Origin of the sequence: Nocardia sp. NRRL WC-3656 (assembly GCF_000720265.1) — a bacterium.
Classification (GTDB): Bacteria; Actinomycetota; Actinomycetes; order Mycobacteriales; family Mycobacteriaceae; genus Nocardia; species Nocardia nova.
In genome coordinates this window covers 68,638-85,898 of record NZ_JOJF01000017.1, presented here as the reverse complement: position 1 = coordinate 85,898, position 17,261 = coordinate 68,638, and the positions used below count along the sequence as shown (strand labels likewise).

The 17,261-nt window shown below is 68.3% G+C and carries 18 protein-coding genes; 13 read left to right on the top strand and 5 right to left on the bottom strand.

What is annotated here, in order from left to right; translation table 11 throughout:
• Positions 1-47 precede the first annotated feature (47 nt).
• On the bottom strand, positions 48-431 hold the full coding sequence (locus IG65_RS0121560) for a rhodanese-like domain-containing protein (RefSeq protein WP_030516752.1): 384 nt from the start codon (positions 429-431) through the stop codon (positions 48-50).
• A gap of 448 nt (positions 432-879) precedes the next feature.
• On the opposite strand from IG65_RS0121560, the gene IG65_RS0121555 reads away from it, so the two are divergent.
• From IG65_RS0121555 to IG65_RS0121540, 4 genes are all read left to right on the top strand, one after another.
• Entirely contained in the window at positions 880-1,488 is a 609-nt protein-coding gene (locus IG65_RS0121555) for a hypothetical protein (protein ID WP_030516751.1), read from the top strand.
• A 261-nt stretch (positions 1,489-1,749) separates the two neighbouring features.
• Positions 1,750-2,373: a superoxide dismutase gene (locus tag IG65_RS0121550; protein WP_030516750.1), complete on the top strand. Its 624-nt coding sequence runs from the start codon at positions 1,750-1,752 to the stop codon at positions 2,371-2,373.
• A 220-nt stretch (positions 2,374-2,593) separates the two neighbouring features.
• Positions 2,594-3,121: a hypothetical protein gene (locus IG65_RS0121545; protein WP_030516749.1), complete on the top strand. Its 528-nt coding sequence runs from the start codon at positions 2,594-2,596 to the stop codon at positions 3,119-3,121.
• Between the two features lie 358 nt (positions 3,122-3,479).
• Positions 3,480-4,196 carry a TMEM165/GDT1 family protein gene (locus IG65_RS0121540; protein WP_030516748.1) on the top strand — a complete coding sequence of 239 codons (717 nt, stop codon included), beginning with the start codon at positions 3,480-3,482 and terminating at the stop codon, positions 4,194-4,196.
• On the opposite strand, the gene IG65_RS0121535 is transcribed toward IG65_RS0121540, so the two are convergent.
• Positions 4,179-5,168: a YafY family protein gene (locus IG65_RS0121535; RefSeq protein ID WP_030516747.1), complete on the bottom strand. Its 990-nt coding sequence runs from the start codon at positions 5,166-5,168 to the stop codon at positions 4,179-4,181. The two genes, IG65_RS0121540 and IG65_RS0121535, sit on opposite strands and share 18 nt — an antisense overlap.
• Before the next feature lie 61 nt (positions 5,169-5,229).
• Here IG65_RS0121535 and IG65_RS0121530 point away from each other — a divergent pair, with 61 nt between their 5' ends.
• Positions 5,230-5,799 carry a DinB family protein gene (locus tag IG65_RS0121530; protein WP_030516746.1) on the top strand — a complete coding sequence of 190 codons (570 nt, stop codon included), beginning with the start codon at positions 5,230-5,232 and terminating at the stop codon, positions 5,797-5,799.
• Complete coding sequence (locus tag IG65_RS0121525) at positions 5,799-6,236, top strand: VOC family protein (RefSeq protein WP_030516745.1); 438 nt, start codon at positions 5,799-5,801, stop codon at positions 6,234-6,236. The genes IG65_RS0121530 and IG65_RS0121525 overlap by 1 nt, the downstream gene beginning before the upstream one ends.
• Positions 6,237-6,254: 18 nt before the next feature.
• Here the strand turns inward: IG65_RS0121525 and IG65_RS0121520 are convergent, their stop codons facing one another.
• Positions 6,255-7,010 (bottom strand): TetR/AcrR family transcriptional regulator, encoded by a 756-nt coding sequence (locus IG65_RS0121520; protein ID WP_051756600.1) that lies wholly within the window; start codon positions 7,008-7,010, stop codon positions 6,255-6,257.
• A gap of 186 nt (positions 7,011-7,196) precedes the next feature.
• On the opposite strand from IG65_RS0121520, the gene IG65_RS0121515 reads away from it, so the two are divergent.
• Positions 7,197-7,964, top strand: a complete 768-nt coding sequence (locus tag IG65_RS0121515; protein WP_030516743.1) for an SDR family NAD(P)-dependent oxidoreductase — start codon at positions 7,197-7,199, stop codon at positions 7,962-7,964.
• Between the two features lie 236 nt (positions 7,965-8,200).
• Positions 8,201-9,553 carry a lipase family protein gene (locus tag IG65_RS0121510; protein WP_081879645.1) on the top strand — a complete coding sequence of 451 codons (1,353 nt, stop codon included), beginning with the start codon at positions 8,201-8,203 and terminating at the stop codon, positions 9,551-9,553.
• Positions 9,554-9,638: 85 nt separating this feature from the next.
• Here IG65_RS0121510 and htpG read toward each other — a convergent pair whose 3' ends face one another.
• A complete protein-coding gene (gene htpG / locus IG65_RS0121505) occupies positions 9,639-11,654 on the bottom strand; it encodes a molecular chaperone HtpG (protein WP_030516741.1) in 2,016 nt (671 codons plus the stop codon).
• The gene (locus tag IG65_RS0121500) at positions 11,651-13,360 is read right to left on the bottom strand and encodes a TM0106 family RecB-like putative nuclease (protein ID WP_197039884.1); all 1,710 of its coding nucleotides are present in this window, start codon (positions 13,358-13,360) and stop codon (positions 11,651-11,653) included. The genes htpG and IG65_RS0121500 overlap by 4 nt, the downstream gene beginning before the upstream one ends.
• 371 nt (positions 13,361-13,731) lie before the next feature.
• On the opposite strand from IG65_RS0121500, the gene IG65_RS0121495 reads away from it, so the two are divergent.
• From IG65_RS0121495 to IG65_RS0121475, 5 genes are all read left to right on the top strand, one after another.
• Positions 13,732-14,373, top strand: coding sequence for a DUF6474 family protein (locus IG65_RS0121495; protein WP_030516739.1), 642 nt, complete (start codon positions 13,732-13,734; stop codon positions 14,371-14,373).
• A gap of 109 nt (positions 14,374-14,482) precedes the next feature.
• A complete protein-coding gene (locus tag IG65_RS0121490) occupies positions 14,483-14,992 on the top strand; it encodes a hypothetical protein (protein WP_051756598.1) in 510 nt (169 codons plus the stop codon).
• Positions 14,993-15,067: 75 nt separating this feature from the next.
• Positions 15,068-15,727 (top strand): YcnI family protein, encoded by a 660-nt coding sequence (locus IG65_RS0121485; protein ID WP_030516737.1) that lies wholly within the window; start codon positions 15,068-15,070, stop codon positions 15,725-15,727.
• Positions 15,724-16,278 carry a copper resistance CopC family protein gene (locus IG65_RS0121480; RefSeq protein WP_030516736.1) on the top strand — a complete coding sequence of 185 codons (555 nt, stop codon included), beginning with the start codon at positions 15,724-15,726 and terminating at the stop codon, positions 16,276-16,278. Before IG65_RS0121485 ends, IG65_RS0121480 begins: the two co-directional genes overlap by 4 nt.
• Positions 16,275-17,216: a CopD family protein gene (locus IG65_RS0121475; RefSeq protein ID WP_030516735.1), complete on the top strand. Its 942-nt coding sequence runs from the start codon at positions 16,275-16,277 to the stop codon at positions 17,214-17,216. The genes IG65_RS0121480 and IG65_RS0121475 overlap by 4 nt, the downstream gene beginning before the upstream one ends.
• The last annotated feature ends 45 nt before the right edge of the window (positions 17,217-17,261 follow it).

Genomic DNA, 17,261 nt, shown 5'->3' with positions numbered 1-17,261 from the left:
TCTTCATCATCGGGTGTGCGGTTGCGCTCGTGGTGTTCGACGGCTCGTCAGTAGATTTTCGCCTCGTGATCGCCCGGGGTGCTCAGTGGGCGTCCGGCCTGCTGCCACGCCACCATGCCGCCGACGACCTGGTAGACCTCGAATCCCACGTACGCCAGATACTCGGCGACCTCGATCGAGCGCCCGCCCTGCCGGCAGACCACGTAGATCTCGGCGTCGTAGTCCAGTTCGTCCAGGCGTGCGGGCACGTCGACCATCGGGATGTGCAGCGCGGCCGGCGCGTGGCCGAGGTGCCATTCGTCGGCTTCGCGGACATCGAGCAGGATCGCGGACGGGGCGCCGGCACCGGATCCGGCACCCGCCGACGGTGCGGCGTCGAATTCGGCAGGCAGATCCTGGACCGGCACCGAGGGGATTTCGGAGCTCGTCACAATGGACGATCCTGCCATGTCCCCCGGATCGGCGGGGAGACCCGGCAGTCGATCGCCTGGGTGAACTCCAGGTTTGTTCCGGCCGTCGATACCGTGCCGCACACCCCGGGCAAACCGACCTGTGTATATCTCACCCCCAGTTATCCACATAATCCACAACCTCATCCACAGGTTGCGACTTGCGAGACCGGTCGGTTCGCATCATCCGATTCGGGAAAACGGAACGGGGGCCGCTCCGGGACTCCCCTCCTCGTCCCGGAGCGGCCCCCGCCGCCGCCTGCGGGCCTCTGCGCTGGTCAACGGCGTATGACCGGCCGCTACGAGAACCCGACACATACTTGGACGGGCCGTCTGACCGATCGGTTCCCTCTCTCCGGCAAAAAAACGACAACACTAGCGAGAAACCGAAATACCGAGCTCGACGGCGGGGAATCGGTAGCCTGACGCTATGGACGCGAGCAGGGCGTTACTCGACGGATTGGATACGGCCGGGCTCAACACCGCACTCGCCGAGGCGACCTGTCTCGGACTCGTGGTCGACGCCGCGGACGCACGACTTCGAATCGAACTGGAGGTGCTCACCCTCCCCGGTGACGGGCAGCCCGCCGACGGCCGGGTGTCGCTCACACTGTCAGGGGTCAGCCGGGTCGCGGCATCCCTGCGCCAGCAGCGCTGGGACGACCTGGAACCGCATATCTTCCCCATCACCCTCGACACCCTCGGGGAGGCCATCGCCGGATTCGGTGGCGGCGCCCTGCACGGCTGGGATTTCATCGACGTCGACGACAGCGGCTGGGCGCTGTGGCGCGAGCTGCTGAGTTTCGACACCACGATCAGCGATCGGACCCCTGCCCACGTCCTCGAGTTCTCCCAGCAGGAGGGCACCGATCCCCGCGAACTGGATGTGCGGGTCTGGTTCGAGGACGTCACCATCGAGACCGCCGACGGAAGTCTGGTCGGTCTCGACGAATTCGCGGCCGGCGCGCGGCGCTGGTGGAAGGCGCACGACTCGTGCGATCCGCGCACCATGCTGCCCGACGTCGCACCTCCGATGTAGGCACGGATCCGCGCCGCCGAAGTGGCGGAACCCGGTATCGGGATCCACGCGAAATGTACGCCGACATGCGTTCAGCGTGAATAAATCTCCGAGCCGGGGCATATCTCGGGCATGCGCCCTCGATCCTGGCCGCGCAGTCGATTTCGGGCCGTGGGAATCTAGGGTGGACCGGACCCGGTTGCATCGAGCGGGTGTACGAATGAAGGTTGGTGTGCTCGACAAGACCGGGTACACGCGCCGACATCATGAGGAAGGGACATCGTGGCTGAGTACACGCTGCCAGATCTGGATTACGACTACGGCGCCTTGGAGCCTCACATCTCCGGGCAGATCAACGAGATTCACCACTCGAAGCATCACGCCGCATACGTCGCCGGCGTCAACACCGCGCTCGAGAAGCTGGAAGCCGCGCGCGAGGCCGAGGACCACGGCGCGATCTTCCTGCACGAGAAGAACCTGGCCTTCCACCTCGGTGGTCACGTGAACCACTCGATCTGGTGGAAGAACCTGTCCCCCAACGGCGGCGACAAGCCGGTCGGGGACCTGGCCGCCGCGATCGACGACCAGTTCGGATCGTTCGACAAGTTCCGCGCGCAGTTCACCGCTGCCGCCAACGGCCTGCAGGGTTCGGGCTGGGCCGTGCTGGGTTACGACACCCTCGGCCAGAAGCTGCTGACCTTCCAGCTGTACGACCAGCAGGCCAACGTGCCGCTCGGCATCATTCCCCTGCTGCAGGTCGACATGTGGGAGCACGCCTTCTACCTGCAGTACAAGAACGTCAAGGCCGACTACGTGAAGGCGTTCTGGAACGTCGTCAACTGGGCCGACGTGCAGGAGCGCTTCGCCAAGGCCGTTGCTCAGGGCAAGGGCCTCATCTTCGGCTGAGCTGATCCGCCTCTCCGCGACCTCAGGCCATACCGTTCCGGTATGGCCTGAGTTGCGTTCGGGGCCGTGTTTCGACCGTGTTACCTGCGATTTAGCACTCTCTGGTACTTGTGTGCCAGACATTGTTCGAGTCATTCTCGGGTACTCCTATCGCACGATAGGCCGAGGACGGGCTCGCTCACCGCGGAGCCGCCCCCGTTGACAGTTCGGGAGGCATCCGATGCGTACGAACAATCCGGTCGGGGTCACGCCGTTCCAGGCCCGCGGCCTGCTGCGTGGCTTCGTGATCTCCGGGCGCTGGCCCGATACGACCAAGGAATGGGCGCAACTGCTGGCGCTCGCGGTGCGGGTGGCGAGCCTGCCCGGCCTACTGACCACCACCACGGTCTTCGGTGCGCGCGAAGAACTGCCCGACGACCCGCATCCGGGCACCGTCGGACTGGTGGTGGCCGAGGGGCCGGTATTGGGCGAGGAAGCGATCGAGCCGGGGCGCTTCGCCGATCATGTGCCGCCCGCGCTGATGATGTTGCATCCGCCCTCGGAGACTAATCCGTCGCTACCCGAATGTGTCGGCGCCGCGTCGGGATGCGTTCTGCTGCCGGGCGTTCCGCATCTGGGGCTGGCGCACCGGGCGGCGTGGGTGGAGGCCGAACTCGACGGCACGGTCACCTCCATGGTCAGCCGCGTGGGCGTGGATCCGATCTCGGATCCCGATACCGCGGTGCTGGCCATGTTGCTCGCCGCCTGAGGTCCACGACGCCCCTTCCCACCCGCGACACGGCGGTCCGAACGAGGTGCCCAGCCCCGGCGAAACCCCTTCGACGGGTACCCGAAACTTTTCGGCCGCATCGCCAAACTTATTGCGCGCATTGCGATTTCGGCAACAGGGAGTTGGCAGCCGGGTAGGGGCAAGGGTAGGCTGAGATACAGCGAAGGGGAGTAGCCCGCAATCGCATGGTCGACATACTGATCCGCTGGACGGATCCGGCCATCCGAACCGGTTTTCCGGTGGGCGAGACCTTCGGCCGACGACAGACCGTTCATGCGGCGTGGTCGGCTGAGGGCGCCCGTCTTCGGCCGATACGCCGGAGACCTGGGAGCCGATAATGATCGCCGCGATACTACTGAGCTTCGGCGTGCTCTTCGTCGCCGAACTCGGCGACAAATCGCAGCTGATGGCCTTGACCTTCGCTCTGCGTTACCGCTGGTGGATCGTGCTGGGCGGTATCACCGTCGCGAGCGTGCTGGTGAATGTGATCGCCGTCGGCGTAGGACATTTCCTGGGAGCTGCCCTGCCCACCGAGTTGATCGCACTCTGCACCGGCATCATCCTGCTGGCGGTCGGTGTGTGGACGCTGTGGGCGTCCCGGCACGAGGAGCCCGATCCCGACGAACCCGTAACCACCGGCCCCACCTCTCCCGGCCGCGCCTTCCTCATCGTGATCTCGTCGTTCCTGCTCGCCGAACTCGGCGACCGGACCATGTTCGCCATCATCGCGCTGGCCTCCAATCACAACTGGGTGGCCGTCTGGGCGGGTTCGGTCGCGGGCATGGTCGCGGCCGGCGGTCTCGCCATCGCGATCGGCATCACGGTGGGCAAGCACATCCCGGAACGAGCGGTCGCGGTCGCATCCGGCCTGCTGTTCCTCTACATCGGTGCCGCCACCCTGCTCGGCGCGGTGGCGCCGGACCTGGGCAAACTCGGCGAATACTCGCTCGCGGCCGTCGTGCCGCTGCTCGGCGGTGCGGTGTGGGGCCTGCTCGGGCGCCCGGATCGGCCCGAGGAGGAGCCGGCGGAACCGCATTCACTGCACGGGCGCTGAGCGGCCGGCGGCCCGGCCCGGTTCGGCTATCGCCGAAAGATCGCGGGCCAGACGGGCCGCGGCCTCGCGCAGTTCCGGCGGCTCGACGACGTCGACCTCGAAACCCAGGCGCACGATGCGGACCGCGAGCCAGTCGAGGTCGTCACCGGCCACCGTCAATACCGACCGGCCGTCGCGATCGTCTTCGACGCGGCCGACCTGGGGCGGAATCAGGTCGCGCACCCGGGCGGAATCGGCATGCACACGGATTCGGGCGAGGTGGCGGTACGGTGCCTCGGCCACCGATCGCTGGACGTAGCCGACCGGGTCCGGATGGTCGCGGGGACGGAAACGCCAGGTCGTGGCCTGCACCTCCCGCATGCGGTCGAGGCGGAAGGTGCGCCAGTCGTCGCGGTCCACATCGCGGGCCATGAGATACCAGCGCCGGCCGGTGGTGACCATGCGGACCGGTTCGACGGTGCGTTCACCGGCGGCCCCGGTGCGGCCGGCGTAGTGGAAGCGGACCCGGACGGCATCCCGGCAGGCCCGGGCGAGGGTCATCAGCAACTCGGCGTCGATCTCGATTCCCGGACCGGCCATGGTCTCGGTCGCGTCGTGGACCGCGCGCACCTCGGCCCGCAATCGAGGCGGCATCACCTGATCGAGCTTCGTCAGCGCCCGCAGCGCCGCCTCGCCCGCGCCCGCGACGGTTCCTCCGGTGGCCAGGCGCAGCGATACCGCGGTGGCGATGGCTTCCTCGTCGTCGAGCAGCAGCGGCGGCAGCCGCGTACCCGCGCCGAGTTGGTATCCCCCGCCGACACCGGCCGTGGCCTGGACGGGATAACCGATCGCGCGCAGACGCTCGACGTCGCGGCGCACCGAACGATCGGTGACGCCCAGTTCGGCGGCCAGTTCGGTGGCCGTCCACGACGGCCGCCGTTGCAGCAGGGCCAGCAGCCGCAGCACCCGTTCGGTAGTCGCCTCGACGGTCATGTGCTCATGGTGGCACGAATTGCGGAAGGTATCTGTCCGCTATTTGCGCGAAGCTGTGCCCATGACCGACTGGAACAAACTGCTGCGCGAGCAGATCGACTGGCACTGGACCAACCAACTCCGGCCCCGGCTCGACGGGCTCACCGACGACGAGTACTTCTGGGAGCCCGTGCCCGGCTGCTGGAACCTGCACCCGCGCGGCGCCGGCAGCGCACCGATCCAGGGTGGTTCCGGCGCGATGACCATCGACTTCGCCTTCCCGCCGCCGGAGCCCGCGCCGTTCACGACGATCGCGTGGCGGCTCGGCCATGTGATCGTCGGCGTACTTGCCGTGCGCAACGCCGCGCACTTCGGGCGCGCGGCCACCGACTACTACTCGTTCGAGTACGCCGAGACCGCGAAAGACGCACTGGCCCAACTCGATTCGGAATATGCCACCTGGCTGGGCGGCATCGAATCGCTGGGCGAAGACGGCCTCGACCGTCCGTGCGGTGCGGCCGAGGGGCCCTATGCCGAACTCCCGCTCTCGGCACTGGTTTTGCACATCCATCGCGAACTGATCCACCATCTGGCGGAGGTCTGCCTGCTGCGCGACCTCTACCTGCACCGGAACCGACAGGAGGCGAGCTGATGGCCCGCGATGTCCAGATCACCTTCGACTGCGGCGATCCCGCGACATTGGCCGAGTTCTGGGCCGACGCCCTCGGCTACCGGCTGCAGGATCCACCACTTGGATTCCGGACCTGGGACGAGGCGCTGGCGGCCATGAACGTGCCGCCCGAACGGCGCAACGACGCTTCGGCGCTGATCGACCCCGAGGGCGCCGGTCCGCGGCTGTTCTTCCAGCGGGTGCCCGAGGGCAAACAGGCCAAGAATCGCGTACACCTGGACGTGCGGGCGGCCCCGGGCCTCAGCGGCGACGAACGGATGGCGGCCTTGGAGGCCGAGGCCGAGCGGCTCGTATCCCGCGGCGCGACCAGGCTGCAGCGCCACGAACCCGCTCCCCCGCTGGGCAACGGGCATATCGTGATGGCCGATCCGGAGGGCAACGACTTCTGCCTCGACTGAGTCGGCATGCCGCGGTGGTCACCAGGGATCGAAATGCTCCCGCGGATCGGTGCGATCGAGGGCGCTGGGGTCGGCGGGCACACCGCCGAACAGATCGCCGCTGCGGCGGACCAACTCGAGCATGGGCTCGCGCAGCTCACGCAGCCCGTCCAGATCATCGGCCGCGACGTGGGCGGTCACCATGGCGCTGAGGGCGGCCACCATGGTGCGGCACGCGAAGCGCTGCTGATCGGTGCGGGCGTCGAGAATGTCCGCGACGAGCGAGACGAACGATTCCTGCAGTTCCGCGCGCCGCGCGATCGCCTTGGGCCCCGCGGCGTAGACCTCGACGAGGAACAGGCGCGCATAGGCCGGTTCGGAGGCCAGACCGTCGAGGTAGGCGTCGAGCAAGGCGCCGATCGGCGGGCCGGCCGGGGCATCGGGCCGGCGCGCAGGATCTCGTGCGGAATCACGGCCGTCCGTGCCGGTCCCGGCGGACCGATCCGGCACCGGCGGCAGCGCATCCTGCATGCGCGCGATCAGCAGTTCCACCGCTCGCTCGTAGGCCGCCTCGAAACAATCCTCTTTCGAGCGGAACTGCTCGTAGAAGGTCTCCCGCGACACACCCGCTCGCTTGAGCACCGCCGCGACCGACGTGCCCACATAGCCGTGCGCGGCCATCGCATCCGCCATCGCCGCGAGGATTCGGTCGCGCTGGTCTTGGACGACCGTTTCCCGCGGGATTCCGTGCCGGCCCCGAGGGAGCCGGCGGTCCGCGGGGGCCGAGGCGGTCATGTGGTTACTCCATCGATCGATCGCATACCGGTTCGCAAACGAAACTAGCTGGTTGTCTTCCATTCTGCGCGGTGCCGGCTTCCCACGCGGCGCACCCCCGGCTGTGACCGCACCCACGCCCGATATGGTGCTGTTGACGGAAGGCCAGTACCCATAGGGCCGTCACTAACGAGAGGACCAAACACCGTGGAGATTTCGGGCTCCGCCGCGATCATCACCGGAGCTGCGTCCGGTCTGGGCGCCGCGACCGCAAAACGCTTCGCCGACCAGGGTGCGACCGTATTCGGTCTCGATCTGGCTCAGTCGATCGAACGGGCCGGCGACAGCGTCCCCGCCGGTGTCACCCTGATCCCGACCGACGTGACCAGCAACGACGAGGTCGCCGCCGCGGTGGCGAAGGTCGTCGAATCCGGTGTGCCGCCGCGCATCGTGGTCAACTGCGCCGGTGTGGGCTGGGCGGGACGCATCCTGTCCAAGAACGGCCCGCACGATCTGGAGCTGTTCCGGACCGTGATCACCGTGAATCTGCTGGGCACCTTCAACGTGATGCGCCTGGCCGCCGACGCCATCTCCAAGACCGAGCCGGTCGACGAGTACGGCCAGCGCGGCGTCGTGATCAACACCGCGTCGGTGGCGGCGTTCGAGGGCCAGATCGGCCAGATCGCCTACTCCGCCTCCAAGGGCGGCGTCGCCGGCATGACCGTTCCGGCCGCGCGCGACCTGGCCCAGTTCGGCATCCGCGTCAACACCATCGCCCCCGGCATCATCGACACCCCGATGCTGGCCGGCGTCACCGAGGAGTACCGCAAGGGCCTCGAGGCCGGTGTGCCGTTCCCGTCGCGCCTGGGCCGCCCGGACGAGTACGCGCAGCTCGCGCAGTACATCACCGAGCACGACTACCTGAACGGCGAGACCTTCCGCATGGACGGTGCGCTGCGCATGGCGCCGCGCTGACGCCGGCTCGCAATTGCGCTCGAGGCCGACACGGAATCCCGTGTCGGCCTTTCGATTTCGCGGCGCAAACGTCCCCGCAGGCTGTGGCCTGCGCTCGGGGCCGGCGGTTGTGAACGGCCACAATTTTTGCGGTGCGGTTTCGGGGCGACTGACGATGAATTTCTCCCCAGCGGGAAATACGGCTATGTTAAAGCCTATTCTACTGGGAAGTAAGTTCATAAGGCCAGGTCGTGACGATGAAGTTGGATCGCAGAGCACAGGACTCGAGGGCGAGTGGATCGCCGAGACGGCGCCGCGGGGGCATTCGTCGAACCGTGGCGCTCGGGGCCGCGGCGTGTGCGGGGGCGACGCTCGCCGGCGTGGCCGCCGGTACCGCCACCGCCACCCCGGTGAGCGAGTTCTACACTCCCCCTGCGCAATTCGCGACCGCGCCGGGATCGGTGATCAAGACCGAGCCGATGCCGGTGTTCATCGCACCGCCCGGACTCGGGCCATGGCCGGTGAGCGCGCAGAAGGTCATGTACACCTCGCAGACCCAGGACGGTGAGCCGGTCGCGGTCAGCGGAACCTACATCGACGCGACTCGCCCGTGGCAGGGCACGGGGCCGCGGCCGACCGTCGTCATCGCGCCCGGTACCTCGGGTCAGGGCGATCAGTGCGCGCCGTCGGAGGCCTTCTCCACCGGTCTCTACGCCGACATCACGCCGCCGAGCGTCTCCGCGAATCAGGAGGCCGTCTCGGCCATGGCCTGGAATTCGCTCGGCGCCCGGGTCTTCGTGACCGACTACATCGGACTCGGCACCCCCGGCGTCCATACCTACGTCAACCGCGTCGAAGAGGCGCACGCCGTCCTCGATGCCGCGCGTGCCGCGAATTCGCTCTCCGGCACCGGGCCGCGCACGCCGCTGGCCTTCTGGGGCTATTCCCAGGGCGGCGGCGCGACCGCGGCCGCGGCGGAACTACAGCCGAGTTACGCACCCGAACTGGACCTGAAGGGCGTCTGGGCGGGCGCGCCGGTGGCCGATCTGTCGGCGGTCCTGCAGAAGATCGACGGCAATCTGATCGGCGGCGTGGTCGGATACGCCCTCAACGGATTCCTGGCTCGCTATCCGGACCTGAAGCCCGAACTGGACAAGCGGGTCACGCCGCAGGCCCAGGAACTGCTCGCGGATCTGCAGAACGAGTGCATCGGCGATGTGATCCTGAAGCACCCGTTCCTGCGCGGCAGTGATTTCACGGCCGATCACCGGTCGATTCTGGACAACCTGCGCGAGGTACCGGCCGCCATCGACATTCTGGATCGGCAGCGCATCGGCACGCTCACACCGAGCGCGCCCGTCCTGATCACCAGCGGCATCAACGACGACACCGTCCCCTACGACCAAGCCCGGCGGCTGGCCGGCGACTGGTGCGGCCACGGCGCGACCGTCACGTTCCGCACCGACAATCTGCCGCCGATCCTGCCCGGTGCGGCGCTGCCCAATCACTTCGGACCCGAGATCATCGACGGGTTCGGAACCGACAACGCCATCTCGTATCTGGTCGATCGGCTGAACGACAAGCCGGTCGCCGGCTGCACCTTCGACTGAGGACCCGGCCTTCGGCGCGCGGCGCCGAAAGGATAAGGCTCGCACGGACTTCCGTGCGAGCCTTACCGTGTTTCCGGAGGTGCGGTCAGACGGTCTTCGTGAGCCGGTCCGCCAGCAGTTGCGCGAAGTGGGCCGGATCCTTCAATTCGCCGCCTTCGGCGAGAATCGCTGTGCCGTAGAGCAATTCGGCGGTAGCGGCCAATTCTCCGGACTTCTCGGCGGTGTCCTTGTCAGCGGAGTACGCATCGCGCAACCCGGTGACCAGCGGGTGCTCCGGATTGAGTTCCAGAATTCGCTTGGATTCCGGCAGGGCCTGACCCGATGCCCGGTACATGCGCTCCAGCTGCGGGGTGAAGTCGAAGACGTCGCCGACGACACAGGCCGGGGAGGTGGTCAGGCGGGAGGACAGGCGGGCCTCCTTGACGCTGTCGCTCAGCGTCTCCTGCAGCCACTTCAGCACATCGCCGAAATCCTTCTCCTGCTGCTCACGCAGCTGTTCGGAGGCTTTCTTCTCCTCCTCGGTCTCCAGATCGACCTCGCCCTTGGCGATCGACTGGAACGGCTTGCCGTCGAAGTCCGGCACCGAGCCGACCCACATCTCGTCGACCGGATCGGTGAGGATCAGCACCTCGAGGCCCTTGGCCTCGAACGCCTCCATATGTGGCGAATTCTCGATCTGCTGCCGGGATTCGCCGGTCATGTAGTAGATCTTGTCCTGGCCTTCGGCCATGCGCTCCACGTACTGCGCGAGCGTGGTGGGCTCGGAATCCGAGTGCGTCGAGGCGAAAGACGAGACCTGCAGGATGGTTTCGCGGTTGTCGAAGTCGGAGAGCAGGCCCTCCTTGAGAACTCGGCCGAATTCGTTCCAGAAGGTCCGGTACTTCGACTCTTTCGCGGTGGCGTCGCCGTCGCCGGATTCGGCCGATTCGGCGCCCTGCATATCCTTGATCGTCGACAGCACCTTGCGCACCAGGCGCTTGCGGATCATCTGGATCTGCCGGTCCTGCTGCAGAATCTCGCGCGAGACGTTGAGCGAGAGATCCTGCGCATCCACCACGCCCTTGACGAAGCGCAGATACTCCGGCATCAGTTCTTCGCAGTTGTCCATGATGAACACGCGGCGCACGTACAACTGCACCCCGCGCTTGTGCTCGCGCATGAACAGATCGAACGGCGCGTGCGACGGGATGAACATCAGCGCCTGATATTCGAACGTGCCCTCGGCCTTGAGCGGAATGATCTCCAGCGGGTCGTCCCAGGCGTGCGAGACGTGCTTGTAGAACTCCTTGTACTCCTCGTCGGAGACGTCGCTGCGCGGGCGCGTCCACAGCGCCTTCTGCGAATTGAGCGTCTGCTCCTCGAGGATGGTCTTCTCGGTCTTCTCCTCGCCCTCACCCTCGGTGACTGTGCGCTCCACCTGCATCCGAATGGGCCAGGAGATGAAGTCCGAGTACTTCTTGACGATCTCGCGGAGCTTCCACTCCTGCGTGTAATCGAAGAGGTGATCGTCCTCGTCCGCGGACTTCAGGTGCAGCGAGACCGCGGTGCCCTGAGGCGCCTCGTCGAGGGTTTCGATGGTGTAGGTCGAGCTGCCGGCCGCGGACTCCCAGCGGGTGCCCTCGGACTCACCCGCGCGGCGGGTCGTCAGGGTGACCTTGTCGGCCACCATGAACGTCGAGTAGAAGCCGATACCGAACTGGCCGATGAGGTCCGCGGGAGCGGAGCCTGCGGAGCGACCCGAAGAATCGGCGTCGGCTCCTTTCATTTCCAGCAGCTGACGACGCAGTTCGGCGGTGCCGGACTTGGCCAGGGTTCCGATGAGGTCGACCACCTCGGCGCGCGACATGCCGACGCCGTTGTCGCGGACGGTCAGCACCCGGGCGTCCTTGTCGACCTCCAGTTCGATATGCAGATCCGAGGTGTCGACCTCGAGATCCTTGTCCCGGAACGACTCGAGCCGGAGCTTGTCCAGCGCGTCGGAGGCGTTCGAGATCAATTCCCGCAGGAACGTGTCCTTGTTCGAGTAGACCGAGTGGATCATCAGTTCCAGAAGCTGATGGGTCTCGGCCTGAAACTCCAGTTGTTCGACGTGATCGGTCACGTGCAGATATTACGACGGACCGCGGGTGGCTCGCGAAAGTCGGTCATCGCGGGAACCTCGGCATCGGCGCTGTGCGCGCGGGGTTGCGCGGGCGCCATCCATTCGCGCAGCACCTGGGTCGCGCGCACATCGTCCTCGTTGTATTCCAGCAGCCGGGTGCGCTGCGACAGATCGGGTGCACCGTCGTAGCCGACCGCCAGGCGATACCAGCTCATCGACGCCTCGCCGCCGGCCTCGGGATCGCGCCAGCCGAATCCGGCGACCGGAGCGATCTTCTTGAGCCCCTTGCCGTTCGGGCAGATGAACTGCTCCGACACCGCCTGGAACATATCCACCCACTGCGGGCTGTCGACGAAGGCGCGGACTTCGTCCGCGCTGGGTACCCCGGGCCGTCCGGCGAAGCGGCGCGCCGACTCGTAGAGCCACTTGTCCTCGGCGGTGCGCGAGTAGCAGTAGGCGGCGAACGTCTTACCCGCCGCGGCCGCGTCGGCGCGCACCGCCATCAACCAGGTCCAGAATTCGGCGAACGAGCGGGCCTCGTCGGCGGTCGGCAGCGGGTCCCAGGTGAAGAAGGGGCGATACACGCCGTCGAGCAGGGTGCCCCACAGATAGGCGCCGTATTCCTGATAGCTCTCCAGGTCGACGTCGACCTCGACGTCGGCCCGGGTGACCCGCACCCGATCCACGCGGCGGACCAGCGGCGCGCCCGAGATCCAGGCGCGCGCGGTCACCACGGTCTCGGCGAACGGCTCGTACTGCCAGTCCTCGGGTTCGTCCGCGGTCCACTCGGCCAGATCGTCGATGGTCTGCACGCCGTGGCGGCGCAGCAGTTCGGCGCGGGAACCGGGTGCGACGAGGCTGACGTCGCGATGGTCCGCCAGCCAGCCCTCACAGCTCACCGCGGGCGGTTCGGTGATACCCGTTCGCTCGACGATCGGCGCCCGGGTCCACCACGGGCACTGCCGGCATTCCGGCACCTTCGACGGCACGGTCGGCAGCTCACCGCGCACCACCGCGATGCGGTCGGCATAACGCCGGTCGTACTCGTCGAGCACCGGGCCCAGGTCGTGCACCAGGATCCGGTCGAAGTGATAGCCGATCGCCCCACCGACCAGGGCGGGACTGGCCAGCCCGTGCCGCTGCAACATCCGGTAGAGGTGGGCCAGCCGCTGCTGGTCTCGCGGTTGGGTGCGGACGCGGACGTGCCGGTCGGGGCGCGGATCCCAGTGGTAGAGATCCGAGGTGGTGGGGTGGAAATCGGCCGAATCGGGCTGGCGCGGATCGGTCACCTTGTGGTTGACCACGATGATCGGGATATAGCCGCCCCGATCGGTGTCGCGCAGCAGGATCTCGCAGCCGCCGCGACGACCGGTATCGGACTCCTGGGGTAGCAGCGCACCCCAAATGCGCTGCGCCCCTTCCGAACACGCGCGCAGTGTGTCCTCGGCGCGACCGCTCGCGGTCTGATCCGGATCGATGATCACCCACGCCTGTGGGTCGGCGGCGACGAGTGTGTCGCGGACCTTGGTGCGATGCGCGGTGGCGGCGTCGCGGCGCTGTTTGACACCCGCGTCCTCGGGCACCCCGAGCAGCCGTTCCGGATGGGTGGCGTCCAGATGCAACCGATGCCGGCAGCCGACCAGTGCGCGCGCGTCGACGTAGGCGATTCGCGGCGGATGTTCACCGGCCTCGGCGGGGGCCGAGATATTCACCGTATCGGCCGAAACCTGCTGCGCCCGTTCCACTTCGGCGGGCACTACGACGGTTCGGCGAGCAGCAGCCCGCCGCTCGTCGCCTCCGCCGTCCTCCTCGCGACCGTCCCGGTCGCCGCTGCCCGAATACACGGTAAGCAGTATGGTCCCTACCTCCGACACTCCCGCGAACCGCCTGCGTGCAGGGTGTACGCGGGGCCGCTACCTCGGCACTCCCGCCGTCCGGAGCTCGGATCGCCACGCGCCCGAACCGCGAACCGTCCGCCGCGGCGGCGCCCTCGGGTCCGCATCCCGCTACAGTTGGCGCAAACCGTGTGGCATGTGGGTATATCAGCATGACGGAACTTCGTGACGGAGGGCTTTCGATGGGGTTGTTCACCAAGCGCAAGCGGCGTGCGGACCGCAAAGCCGAGGCGAAAGCCCTCAAGCACAAGGCCGCGATGGAGGCCAAACTCGGCGCCCGAAACGAACGCAAACGCCAGCGCGCCGAGATCCGCACCCAGCGCGAGGTGGCGAAGGCTCAGATCGCGACCTTGAAGGCGGAGGAGAAGGCCGCCCTCAAGACCGCCGAACGCGCCGACCGCGAACTGCTCACCGCGAGCCAGGTGAAGAAGTATCTGGGCGTGGCGCGCGTGCTGGTGCCGGTGCTGGCGCCGCTGGCCTACCGGGCCGCCACCTTCATCCGCGGCCAGATCGACACCCGCCGCGCCCACCGGCTGGGTATCGGCATCGGCGAACTGGGCAACTTCACCGGCCACGGCGCCCGCCTGCAGGCCCGCATCACCGGTGTCGAATCGACCCTGGCCGGTATCGAGAACTCCGGCGACAAGAGCGGCGAGACGCAGAAGTTCGTGGCCGCCACCCGCGACCGGCTCGCCAGTCTGTCGGCTGCCGTGCGCACCGCCGAGCAGATGCCCGCGCCGCGCCGGCGTGCGGTGCACAACTCCATCTCGCACGAACTGGCCGGCGTCGAAGCCGATATCCTCGCGCGCCTCGGCGTGCACTGACCGACCGCTCGCCATGCCGCATCGTGCCCGGCCCACAACCGGATCCCCGCCTTACCGGCGAGCGGTCCGACGGCCGGGCATCGATGGCCTGCGGGGCGGGCTGGTCGGTATGGCGGTGGTGGTCCTCGCGGTGGCCGCGCACGGATGGGCCGACGGCGGCTATCCCGGATCGGCGACGCTGGCGCTGCTACTGCTGAGCGCGGCGGCCACCGGAACCTTCGCGTCGATGCTGCCGACCAGCGGCGGTGCGCGTGGCCGGATCGGCATCTTGGCGGCACTCGGTGGCGGACAGGCGGTCTCGCATATCGTGCTGAGTCTGCTGCCCGCTCATCGGTCAGGTGAAACATCGTGCGGGAGCGGCCTTTCCGGGCTGATCTCGATCTTCCCGAGCGACTGGATGACACTGGCGCACACCCTCGCCACCGTGGTGTGCGCCGTGCTGATCGTGGCCGTGGAACGGCTGTATGCCGCGGTCTCCCAATCGGTCCGGGCCGTCACCACCCGGCCGCAACCGCCGGTGGATATCACCACGCCCCGGTGGCGGACCTCCGCGCGGGAAGCGTGGCAGCAATGGAGCGCCGGTGCCCTCGGCTCCCGCGCACCCCCGGTACTCGCCTGAACCGATCCTCGACCACAGGCCATTCCTCCGGCATCTCGCCGAGTACCGAGAAAGTCACCCATCGTGAGCTTTACTATGTCCACCTCACTGTCGCGCGCCCTGGTCGCCACGGGCGCCGCCGCCGGTCTCGCCCTGCTCGCCTCCGGCACCGCGGCCGCGCACGTCACCGCCGACGCGCCCGGCGCGGCCCAGGGCGGCTACGCGGTCATCACCTTCCGCGTGCCGACCGAATCGGCGACCGCGTCCACCACCAAACTGACCGTCGCGCTGCCGCAACTGTCCGCGGCTCGCACCGAACCCGTTCCGGGCTGGACCGCCAAGACCGAGAAGAACGACAAGAACCAGTTCACCTCCGTCACCTGGACCGCCAACCCGGGCACTCCCGGCATCACCCCCGAGCAGTTCCAGCGCTTCGCCGTCGCGGTCGGGCCGCTGCCGAAGCAGGACAAGATCAACTTCCCGGCCACTCAGACCTACAGCGACGGCAAGGTCGTCAACTGGAGCGAGCCCATGCCCGCCGGCGGTGACGAACCCGAGCATCCCGCTCCGAGCATCACGCCGGCCGCCGCCGGATCCGACGACGATCACGCCGGTATGCCGAGCGCTGCCGCCGACAAGTCCGACAGCGACGAGTCCGACAACACCGCGCGCTGGCTGGGCGGTATCGGGCTGGTTCTCGGCGCCCTCGGTGCCGCGCTCGGACTCGGCAGCCTGATCCGGAGCCGGCGCTCATGATGCGCCGCATCCTGTTCGCCCTGGTCGGCGCGCTGGCGCTGGGCGCACTGACGATCACGGTCGCCGGTCCGGCCGCCGCGCATTCGACGGTGGTATCCACCGACCCCGCCGACGGCGCGAAGGTCGAGACCGGTCCCGCGCGGGTGAGCGTCACCTTCAACGAGAATCTGCAGCCGAGTTTCCCGTCGCTGACCGTCGTCGGCCCGGACGGGAATCTGTGGTCGAAGGGCAAGCCGGTGGTGGACGGCCCGACCGTCACCGTCGAGGTCGGTGACCTGGGCCCGGCCGGCACCTACACGATGGCGTACCGGGTCACCTCCGCCGACGGCCATCCGGTCAGCGGTACCCGCAGTTTCGAACTGACCACGCCCGGCCACGGCACACCGGGTCCCAAGGCCGATGCCGAGAGCGGCAACTCCGGCGGCGGCGATTCCGGGGGCGTGCCGCTGTGGGTGTTCATCGTGGCCGCGGTCGTGCTGTTCGGTGGTGGACTGGCATTCGCGCTGTTCGGCGGTCGCTCCCGACGGTCGGGCAGCGGCGGCAAACCATGAGGCCGGGGACGGCCGGCAGCAGATCGACCGCACTGCGTTACGCACTGCTGCTGGTCGTCCCGGCCGCCCTCGTCGGTGCCGCCGCCGGATGGGCGCTCGCCGCACCCGATCCGGTACAGGCCGAGGCGCCGGTGCGCACTCTGGCCGACGGGCTGGGCGCGACGGTTCTCGGCCTGGCCGCGCTGCCGCGCCTGCACGACCGGCTGCGGCCCGCGTGGCGGCTGCTGGCCGTCTTCGGCGGCCTCTGGGCGGTGGCGGAATTCGTGCTGCTGGCCACCGAGGCCGCCGAGGTGGTAGGGGTACCGCTCACCCGGTTGCGCGCCGGCGATTTCGGCGACTACCTCACGCATGTCAGCGGGGGCCAGATCGGCATCGCCGTGCTGATCGGCACCGCGGCCGTCGCCTGCTACAGCACACTGGCCTTCCGGCGACCGGACCGTGCGACCGCCGATCTGGTGCTGGTCTTCGCCGCGGTGACGCTGGTGCTGCGCCCGATCACCGGCCATATGTCACAGCAGACGCTGGGCTCGGTGCTGGCCGCGGTCCACGCCCTGGCCGCCGCCGTCTGGTTCGGCCTGCTACTGGCGCTGGCGCTGGTCGTGCGCACCCGCGGTGAGTGGGCGGTGATCCTGCCGCGCTATTCCGGCTGGGCGCTGCCCGCGGTGGCCGCGGTGACGGTGACCGGCGTGGTGAACGGGCTGGTCCGGGTCGGCGGTCCGGCCGCCCTGGTCGATACCGGATACGGCCGCATCCTGCTGGCGAAGACGGTCATGGCCGTCGGGCTGCTCGGCCTCGGCTGGTGGTGGCGGCGCAGCTGGGTTCCGGTGGCCACCGACCACCGGATGACCGCGGACTCCTCGCTGCGCCGCGCCCTGATCGAGGTCGTGGTGATGGCCGCGGTGTTCGGCCTGGCGGCGACGCTGGCGGTGACCGCCTGAGTCCGAGCCCGGGCCGGACAGGCCTCCGAACTGGAGTGATAGCAA

Coding starts and splice junctions, on each gene's coding strand:
- IG65_RS0121485 (WP_030516737.1), top strand. CDS start 15,068: ATGTCCACCTCACTGTCGCGCGCCCTGGTCGCCACGGGCGCCGCCGCC.
- IG65_RS0121535 (WP_030516747.1), bottom strand. CDS start 5,168: ATGACCGTCGAGGCGACTACCGAACGGGTGCTGCGGCTGCTGGCCCTG.
- IG65_RS0121545 (WP_030516749.1), top strand. CDS start 2,594: ATGCGTACGAACAATCCGGTCGGGGTCACGCCGTTCCAGGCCCGCGGC.
- IG65_RS0121475 (WP_030516735.1), top strand. CDS start 16,275: ATGAGGCCGGGGACGGCCGGCAGCAGATCGACCGCACTGCGTTACGCA.
- IG65_RS0121490 (WP_051756598.1), top strand. CDS start 14,483: ATGGCGGTGGTGGTCCTCGCGGTGGCCGCGCACGGATGGGCCGACGGC.
- IG65_RS0121525 (WP_030516745.1), top strand. CDS start 5,799: ATGGCCCGCGATGTCCAGATCACCTTCGACTGCGGCGATCCCGCGACA.
- IG65_RS0121510 (WP_081879645.1), top strand. CDS start 8,201: ATGAAGTTGGATCGCAGAGCACAGGACTCGAGGGCGAGTGGATCGCCG.
- IG65_RS0121555 (WP_030516751.1), top strand. CDS start 880: ATGGACGCGAGCAGGGCGTTACTCGACGGATTGGATACGGCCGGGCTC.
- IG65_RS0121480 (WP_030516736.1), top strand. CDS start 15,724: ATGATGCGCCGCATCCTGTTCGCCCTGGTCGGCGCGCTGGCGCTGGGC.
- IG65_RS0121495 (WP_030516739.1), top strand. CDS start 13,732: ATGGGGTTGTTCACCAAGCGCAAGCGGCGTGCGGACCGCAAAGCCGAG.
- IG65_RS0121530 (WP_030516746.1), top strand. CDS start 5,230: ATGACCGACTGGAACAAACTGCTGCGCGAGCAGATCGACTGGCACTGG.
- IG65_RS0121540 (WP_030516748.1), top strand. CDS start 3,480: ATGATCGCCGCGATACTACTGAGCTTCGGCGTGCTCTTCGTCGCCGAA.
- IG65_RS0121520 (WP_051756600.1), bottom strand. CDS start 7,010: ATGACCGCCTCGGCCCCCGCGGACCGCCGGCTCCCTCGGGGCCGGCAC.